This window comes from Endozoicomonas sp. ALB115 (assembly GCF_049310245.1).
Taxonomy (GTDB): domain Bacteria; phylum Pseudomonadota; class Gammaproteobacteria; order Pseudomonadales; family Endozoicomonadaceae; genus Endozoicomonas.
In genome coordinates this window covers 39,148-47,084 of record NZ_JBLYZG010000042.1, presented here as the reverse complement: position 1 = coordinate 47,084, position 7,937 = coordinate 39,148, and the positions used below count along the sequence as shown (strand labels likewise).

Genomic DNA, 7,937 nt, shown 5'->3' with positions numbered 1-7,937 from the left:
TCGAAGGACCCATAGGGCCTAAAGGCGGAAACTCCGGACTCTGATAGATCGTGCCAAGCACCCTTCGACTCCGCTCAGGGTGAACGGAGATGGTACACACACTCTTTGAAAAGGTGTACCAGGCTGTATGCCGCTCAGGGCTTTTTTTCCGCTCAGGGCTGTTTTTCCGCTCAGGGCTGTTTTTCCGCTCAGGGCTGTTTGGTATCCGATGTGTATTCTCTGGATACATCCACAAGCGCTCGTTTCTCAAGGAAACGGGCACCGATCAATGCCGGGAACTCGTAGTTTTCCCGGCTGCGCAAAGTAAATTGTGTCGGCACAAGGATGTCACCAATGCTGGCGTTCAGCGTGATCACCGGGCGTCGTTCAGGTTCTTCTCCATGGCGTTTGATCCGAACAAACCGGGTGACCGGCTCCTGCATGGAGATAAGATCTCCTGTGGAGTTTGCCAATCGGAAGCGAACCCAGTCTTGGCCATCTTTTTCGAAAAACTCCATATCCCGTGCATCTATGGATGAGGTCAGGGCACCGGTATCAATTCGGGCTTTGAGGACCGTATCGGCATCAGGCAGCGTCATATGTTCAACAGCGCCCACGGTGACCAGACCTTTAATGCTGACCGGTTTGATGATAGCCCTGGTGTAGGATTTCTGGGTAACGGGAACCAGGGCTTTACGGTTATTGGAGCTGATCACCGTTTTAGTGGCAATATGCTTCTGATTGACGTCGATAACGGCCAGATCCTGCATAAAGCTGCGCCCGATCAGCAGCGGTGACTCATAGTTGCTGCGATCAGTCAGTGAAACAGGCACTGACTGGGTAATGTCACCGATGGTTATGGTCATCATGACAATTGGGCGCTCCACCGATGGGAGCCCCGGACGTTTGATCCGGGTGACACTTTTCAGCGGTAACTCCATCAGCTCAGTCCCTATGGACGTACGATGCAGCTCAAACCTGACCCACTTTTTGCCATCACGCTCAAAAAACTGGATCTCTCTGGCATCCACGGAACTGTTTTCTGCGCCGGTATCCAGCTTTGCCTCCATTTTGAGGTTCAGGTTTGGCAGGGTAGCGGTTTCGTTGATGCCAAGAACGAGCAGGCCATCCTGGTGAGCCGGTGTCTGGATGGTCTGCTCACGAATGGTAATCGTATGGGTATCGGCAGGAGGCTTTGTTTGTGCCTCGGGCCTTGCTGGCACCATGGGGTGTTCCGACGTCTCCGGAACTGGAACGGGTTGGGTAGTACGAGAATCGTCCTTGGCAGGACGCTCTTTATAAAAAGCTGTCTGGCATCCGGTTAAAATCATGGTTAAAACGAATAAAGCTGGCAGAGCCAAGTTGCGGAACATGTGACAAGCACTACGTTTTTTTGGGGACTATTTAAGGCGCACGCATTGTATGCGTGCAGCCATGGCGGTTGCCTGTCATCAACAAAACCGTAGTGCCTAAAGGAGTCCGGTGATAGTGGCTGAAGTATTGGCAACTAAAAGCGCAGAAGCTTACTTGATCTGCCTTCGCTTGCCAATTGTTAATCTTGACTAAATTCTGAGATATCTCTGCAGCCGCTCTATAAGCCAGCCCGGATAGCCAGGCTACCCGGGTAACAAACAATGGTTGTGATTTATTATGGCGTTTGACAGTTCGAAGCAGGTCTGATGATCAAGCCAATTAGAACGGTAATGATTAATACAGCCAGAGACGGAAGTAGCCAGACCAGGTGTGCTTCATAGCCGGGCATCATGCTGAAAGGCTGTAAAAAAGGCTGTAGCACTGAAAAATCTTTTATGCGAAGTGCATCAATGATGCTGAAGGTGAAAATGACCGCCAGTGTGGCCCGGTAAGTCAGGACGGGCCTGGGCAGCCAGTCACGAATAAGCCCCAGGAAAATCAATGTTATGGAGATTGGGTAGAGAATCAGAAGTACCGGAATAAAAAGGTCAATAATCTCGTTTAACTCCATATTGGCAAAAAAGACACAGACAATGCTGATGACGGTGACAATGGTTCGATAGCTGACCCTATCGAACATTTCATCAAAGTACTCACTGGCGGCGGTGATACAGCCAATGGCCGTAGTCAGACAGGCCAGGGTGACCACAGCCGCGAGCAGTGCTATCCCGGTGGTTCCGAACAGTGTCTCGGCATAAAGGGTCAGGATTTGCCCGCCGTTGTCCGGATCGGGGGCTATCTCCCGGCTGGTGGCTCCCAGGTAGAAAAGAGAGAGGTACACCAGGGCAAGCCCGGCCGCTGCGATGATGCCGGTAATGATACTGTAATGAAACAGGCTGGACTTATCTTCAATACCATGGGACTTGAGATTGGTGATGATGACAATGCCGAACATCAGTGCTGCGAGGGCATCCATGGTCATATAACCCTCAAGGAATCCCTTGATAACCGGCGATTCGGTATAAGTACCCATGGCCTGCCCGGGAATACCGAGTGGTGAAAAAATGGGGGAGAGGCCGAGAATGACCAGCAGGGCAATCAGCGCCGGAGTGATCAGTTCGCCTACCGACTCCAGCAGTTTTCCGGGCCGGATAGACAGATACCAGGAGATACTGAAAAAGATCAGGCTGAATATCAGCTGGCTGAGCTTGCCGGGTTCCGCCAGAAACGGTGTGATTCCCACTTCAAAAGAGACCAGGGCGGTCCTTGGAACGGCATACAAGGGGCCAATAATCAGGTAAATGCAGGAGCCAAGGGCGATGATCAGGGCTCTGGGCATTTCGCCACTGATTTCGTTGAATCCGCCACCCACTCTGGCGATGGCAACAATGCCCAATAGTGGCAGGCCGACGCCGGTAAGCAGGAAGCCTGCAGCGGCATACCACATATCCTGACCTGCCAGTTGTCCCACCATGGGGGGGAAAATCAGGTTTCCTGCCCCGAGAAACATGGCAAATACCATAAACCCCATACCGACAATATTCTGTAAACTCAGTTTTTGTTTCATGTTTTCAGCTTCCAGAATTCCCGATTATTGAAGTTTTACCGGGATCTGCTCCTTTTTTACATTAATTAAATAGTCTTTCTGATGACAGATAACCAGCTGCCTGCTATCAGTATGGACGCTATCTGTGAAAGTGGTAGCAGGGCAATCGACGAGCCTGAAAAGCATGACGGCAATCATTTAATGATTGCCCGGTGGTGCTGAACAAAGGTCATCATGGGGCTGATCATTGCTGATTTGCTGCAAGCTTTCCTGCAACAGGCAGATCAGGGTTTCATGATCACCGGCTTCCAGGAAAACATCCGGGCTTTGGCTCAGCCGGTTGTCCCAGAGCACTGCCATATTGTAGGGCTCACCAAAGGGTGGAATGGCTCCGGGCTCGCAGTCTTTGAACCTGGAGTTAAGTTCGTGTTCTGTGGCGAACTGCAGTTTTGAGTTGGTGATTTGGCTCACCTGGTGAATATTGACCCGGTTGGCCGCAGGTAAAATGGCCATCAGGTAGTGATCAAGACTATCTTTCAGGACCACTGCCTTGGCCAGCTGGTGCAATGGAATCCGGGCGGCGATGGCGCTCTGCACGGAACTTTTGCTGGGTTGATGTCGGATGGTTTGATAGGGAATATGCTGCCTGGCAAGGTAATCGTAAACTGTGTTGGCAATGCTCATGATGAAATCACCCCAGTAAATTCTGGCTTGAGGTGAAAAGAGTATAGCCGCTGATGGTTGTATTTCAGGGGCTATCGGTATTACAACCAGCCTTTACGTTTAAAAAACAGAAAGGTGGCTAACGCGCTCAACAACATCAGTCCGAGTGCAATTGGGTAGCCGAACTCAATCGAGAGCTCTGGCATGATTTTGAAATTCATCCCGTAAATACTGGCAATCAGTGTCGGCGGGAGGAACATAACGGCGGCCACTGAGAAAATCTTGATTATGTTGTTCTGCTCAAGATTGATGTAGCCCATGGTGGACTCCATCAGAAAGTTGATTTTCTCGAACAGGAAGCCGGTGTGTGGTGTCAGGGATTCAATATCCCGAAGCATATCCCTGATATTGTCCTTCTGTTCATCATTGAGCATGTGGCTGCATGCGCGCATCAGGTAACGAAGTGAGCGCTGGGTATCCAGCAGATTCAACCTGACTTTGCCATTCAGGTCCTCCTGAAGTGTGATAGTGCGCAGCTGCTCATCAACATCTTTATACTGCTCTGACAGCGCATTCTGGCTGACTTCTTCCAGGTCCTCGTAAACCTCTTCCAGAGTATCAGCAAGGTATTCAACCTTGGCATCAAACAGCGCAATGATCACCTCCAGAGGCGTTGCTGCCTTGATATGCTGGGTTTTAAGGTGTTTGCGCATCAGCCTGAATAAACCGGTGGGCTCATCCTGAAGGGTGATCAGTTTATCGGGTCTGAGGTTGAATGCGACGTTAATATTTCTCAGCTCGTGGCCGGACCTGTGGGGAAACAGGGAGCGAATATGTATACCGCTTTCGGTTTCAAAGTAGCGGGAGGAAATTTCAATCTCTCCCAGATCTTCTTCTTCGGGCAGGCAGCCCGGGAAGTGGGTTGTTAACCATTGGTGCTCAGCACTGTCCGGCTCTGTTGCTTCCAGCCATATAGTGCCCTTGGCCGACGGGAAATCTGGCGACACCCGGTCAATGGAAAACTGGTTATCCTGAGCACTATAGGCAAAGATCATAGTTACTGCCTTATTGATAACGAAATAGATTGGCTGACTCGAAGTTATAGTGCCAGCCACCAAACTATCTATCTGAACGACCAGACCCTGAATATTTCAAAAAACAACGGAGGATATTGTCATTTCAGATTTCAGAGGGTTGCACCGTTTGGTCACAAAAAAGGAGAGGGATTGTACGATAATTGACTTCTATTAGGATAGTGGGAATGTGCTAGTACATGGTTTCAATGAGTTTGGCGGGTTGTCGTGCCTCCGCACTCCGTTCGTCCTGAGTGCTGAGCTTGTCGAAGCATCGAAGGACCCATAGGGCCTAAAGGCGGAAACTCCGGACTCTGATAGATCGTGCCAAGCACCCTTCGACTCCGCTCAGGGTGAACGGAGATTGTACACGTCAAACTCATTGAAACCATGTACCAGGTGCTACTAAACTGGCAGGGTAGTATAAGGAAAGAGACTGGGCTGAACGCTCTGATGACGGGGAGGCGCTACACCCGCAAAACGGTCTCAATGCAGGTCGGATCGCGAGCCGACTCGTGCCCCAACCGCATGCATCATGAAACTCAGTTATCAAGGTGTAATGGCATCATGGCTTGACGCTTCACGCAGTACATGGATTAATGCACTGCATATTTCGCTACAGCTCGCAGCCTCCCGAATGGCCTTACCATTATGGTCAGCTATGATAAAACTGTCTTCGACCTTTTCCCCAAAGGTGGCAATTTTGGCACCGTGTACCTGCAGATCCAGTCTGGCGAAGGTTTTGCCGATCAGGGTAAGCAGTCCGGGGCGGTCTGTTGCGGTAATATCCAGCACTGTTTGCCTGGGTTCAATCTGGTTGCTGATCAGCACCGCAGGCTCCCGGTTAAAATAGCGCAGTTGCCGTGGTGTGCGACGGCGGATAAGGTCCGGGAATGTGTCCGGCGCAGACAGGGTATTCTGCAGGTGCGTTTTGATGTCCAGTATCCGTTCGGCATTGGGCCCGATGGCAGAGCCATCTTCTTCAAGCACGGTATAGGTATCAAGGCTGTAGTTACTTCTGGAGGTAATGATACGGGCATCCTGAATGGCCAGTCCCAGCTGATGAAACGCTGCTACTGTGGCAGCAAACAGATTGGACTGGTCATGGGTATAGACAAACACGCTTGACCCCTGGTGCTCATAACCATCGGCAATTTCCGGAATCAGGATCAGCGGCTTTTCTGAGTCATGCTGGAGAATACCTTTGGTCTGCCAGCTGATTTCATCACTTTGGTGACGGAGAAAATACTCATCATTAAACTGATCCCAGAGGTAGGATATGTCTTCCTCTTTCAAGCCTTGTTCGATTAACAGAGCCATTGCCCGTTGTTTGGTGTTGGCTATCTGCTCATTCATTTCCGGCAGATTATCTACGCCCCGTTTCAAAAGCTGGTGGGTTTGCGAGAAAAGCTGTTGTAACAGAGAGGCTCTCCAGCCATTCCAAAGCCCGGGGTTGGTGGCATTAATATCCGCTACTGTCAGGAGGTAAAGGTACTTCAGTCGTTCCCGGGTACCGACACGCCGTGCGAAGTCCTGAATCACTTTCGGGTCGGACAGATCTTTTTTCTGAGCGGTGACGGACATGGTCAGGTGTTCCTGGACCAGCCAGACAATCAGCGCAGTATCTTCTTTATTCAGGCCATGAACACGACAGAATTGCTGTGCATCCTCGGCACCGAGCTGGGAGTGATCGCCTCCACGGCCTTTACCGATATCGTGGTAAAGGCCTGCCAGATAAAGTAATTCCGGTTTGGGAATTCTATGGATGATTCTTGAGGCAATAGGAAACTGCTGGTGGCTCTTTTGGTAGGAAAAACTTCGCAGGTACTTTATCAATAACAGGGTGTGGGCATCCACCGTGAGTGTGTGGAAAAGATCGTACTGCATCTGCCCTATGATTCGACCAAACTCCGGAAGGTAGCGACCCAGTATGCCGTAGCGGGCCAGCCTTCTTAACGACGCTGTTAAAGCATAGGGGGCACGCATGAGTTCCAGAAACAGCCTTGTACATCTTGGGTCTTTGCGAAAAGTACCGTCTACCAGGTGGCGGTAATCTCTCAGCAGTCGTATGGTTTCAGCGGTGGGACCGTGGATTTTCTGATCCCGGGTGAGCAGCACAAACATCTCCAGAATCGCGGGCGGGTGTTCGGCAAAGACTCTATCGTGCACGGTTTCAATGTAGTTATTGCATACCTGGAAACGTTCATTAATGGCATGAACTTTATGAACGATGCCAGCGCTGAGGATATCGTCGTCAAAATGTTGCAGCAGCAGGTCTTTTAGCTGGCTGACAATCATGACCGTGCGAAAGTAGCTCTGCATAAACTGCTCTACCGCCAAAGCGCCTGTGTGGTCGTGATAACCGAACTGGCTGGCCAGCGTTCGCTGGTGGTCAAACAGCAGGCGATCTTCTCCCCGCCCGGTCAGGGAGTGAAGTGCCCAGCGGATTTTCCAGAGAAATGCCCGGCACCTCTGCAGCTGCTGATATTCAACATTGCTCAGGAATCCAAGCTCCATAAGCTCAGCGGGATCATGAGTCCCGTAGTGGCGACGGGCCACCCATCCCAGCATATGCAGATCCCGAAGGCCGCCCGGTGAACCCTTGATATTTGGCTCCAGATCATATTCGGTATCATTATATTTACGGTGCCGTTTACGTTGTTCATCGAATTTTGCCTGAAGATACCGTTGACTGGGCCACATATTTTCAGTGTCAATCAGGTCCAACAGGTGTTCGTGCAGAAATGCCGGACCGGATATCACCCGGGACTCTATCAGGTTGGTGATGATGGTCAGATCGTCAGCGGCCTGGCTGGCACACTCATCAAGGGAGCGGACACTGGAGCCGACTTTTAATCCGATATCCCAGAGTAAGGTCAGGAAATGTTCGATCGCATCCTGGTGTTCATCGTAATGGTCTTTTTCCAGCAGTATCAGAATGTCAATGTCGGATCCGGGGTGCAGCTCCCCTCTGCCGTAACCGCCAACGGCCAGTAGGGCAATGGGGCAGCTGTCACTCCAGTTCAGATGTTCCCAGGCCAGGCGCAGAATCTGATCCATCAACCAAGCCCTGGCAAATACCAGCTGCTCTATATTCATACCATCCAGAAACCATTGATCCATTTTGGATGTGGCTTCCTTGAGGCATTTCTTATAGGCCGGAATCGGGGTTTTGGAAATTGTTAAGTCCGCCCGGAACTGACTCTTGTTGAAAAGATGATCCTGAACAGAGGTTGGGATTTTCTGAAACGGATTGCTCATTA

Annotated in this window: 5 protein-coding genes; all 5 read right to left on the bottom strand. The window is 50.8% G+C overall.

Annotated elements, in window-relative coordinates; translation table 11 throughout:
• Positions 1–188: 188 nt before the first annotated feature.
• The gene (locus ACO6VE_RS17025) at positions 189–1,310 is read right to left on the bottom strand and encodes an ATP-dependent zinc protease (RefSeq protein WP_422462473.1); all 1,122 of its coding nucleotides are present in this window, start codon (positions 1,308–1,310) and stop codon (positions 189–191) included.
• Between the two features lie 317 nt (positions 1,311–1,627).
• The gene (gene brnQ, locus ACO6VE_RS17020) at positions 1,628–2,959 is read right to left on the bottom strand and encodes a branched-chain amino acid transport system II carrier protein (RefSeq protein WP_422445394.1); all 1,332 of its coding nucleotides are present in this window, start codon (positions 2,957–2,959) and stop codon (positions 1,628–1,630) included.
• Positions 2,960–3,136: 177 nt separating this feature from the next.
• Positions 3,137–3,622: an aminoacyl-tRNA deacylase gene (locus tag ACO6VE_RS17015; RefSeq protein ID WP_422445392.1), complete on the bottom strand. Its 486-nt coding sequence runs from the start codon at positions 3,620–3,622 to the stop codon at positions 3,137–3,139.
• A gap of 80 nt (positions 3,623–3,702) precedes the next feature.
• Entirely contained in the window at positions 3,703–4,656 is a 954-nt protein-coding gene (gene corA, locus ACO6VE_RS17010) for a magnesium/cobalt transporter CorA (protein WP_422445390.1), read from the bottom strand.
• Between the two features lie 567 nt (positions 4,657–5,223).
• Complete coding sequence (gene glnD, locus ACO6VE_RS17005) at positions 5,224–7,935, bottom strand: [protein-PII] uridylyltransferase (protein ID WP_422462472.1); 2,712 nt, start codon at positions 7,933–7,935, stop codon at positions 5,224–5,226.
• Positions 7,936–7,937: the final 2 nt, after the last annotated feature.

Excerpts from the sequence above, each read along its gene's own strand:
- ACO6VE_RS17025 (WP_422462473.1), bottom strand. The coding sequence starts at position 1,310 with ATGATTTTAACCGGATGCCAGACAGCTTTTTATAAAGAGCGTCCTGCC.
- brnQ (WP_422445394.1), bottom strand. The coding sequence starts at position 2,959 with ATGAAACAAAAACTGAGTTTACAGAATATTGTCGGTATGGGGTTTATG.
- ACO6VE_RS17015 (WP_422445392.1), bottom strand. The coding sequence starts at position 3,622 with ATGAGCATTGCCAACACAGTTTACGATTACCTTGCCAGGCAGCATATT.
- corA (WP_422445390.1), bottom strand. The coding sequence starts at position 4,656 with ATGATCTTTGCCTATAGTGCTCAGGATAACCAGTTTTCCATTGACCGG.
- glnD (WP_422462472.1), bottom strand. The coding sequence starts at position 7,935 with ATGAGCAATCCGTTTCAGAAAATCCCAACCTCTGTTCAGGATCATCTT.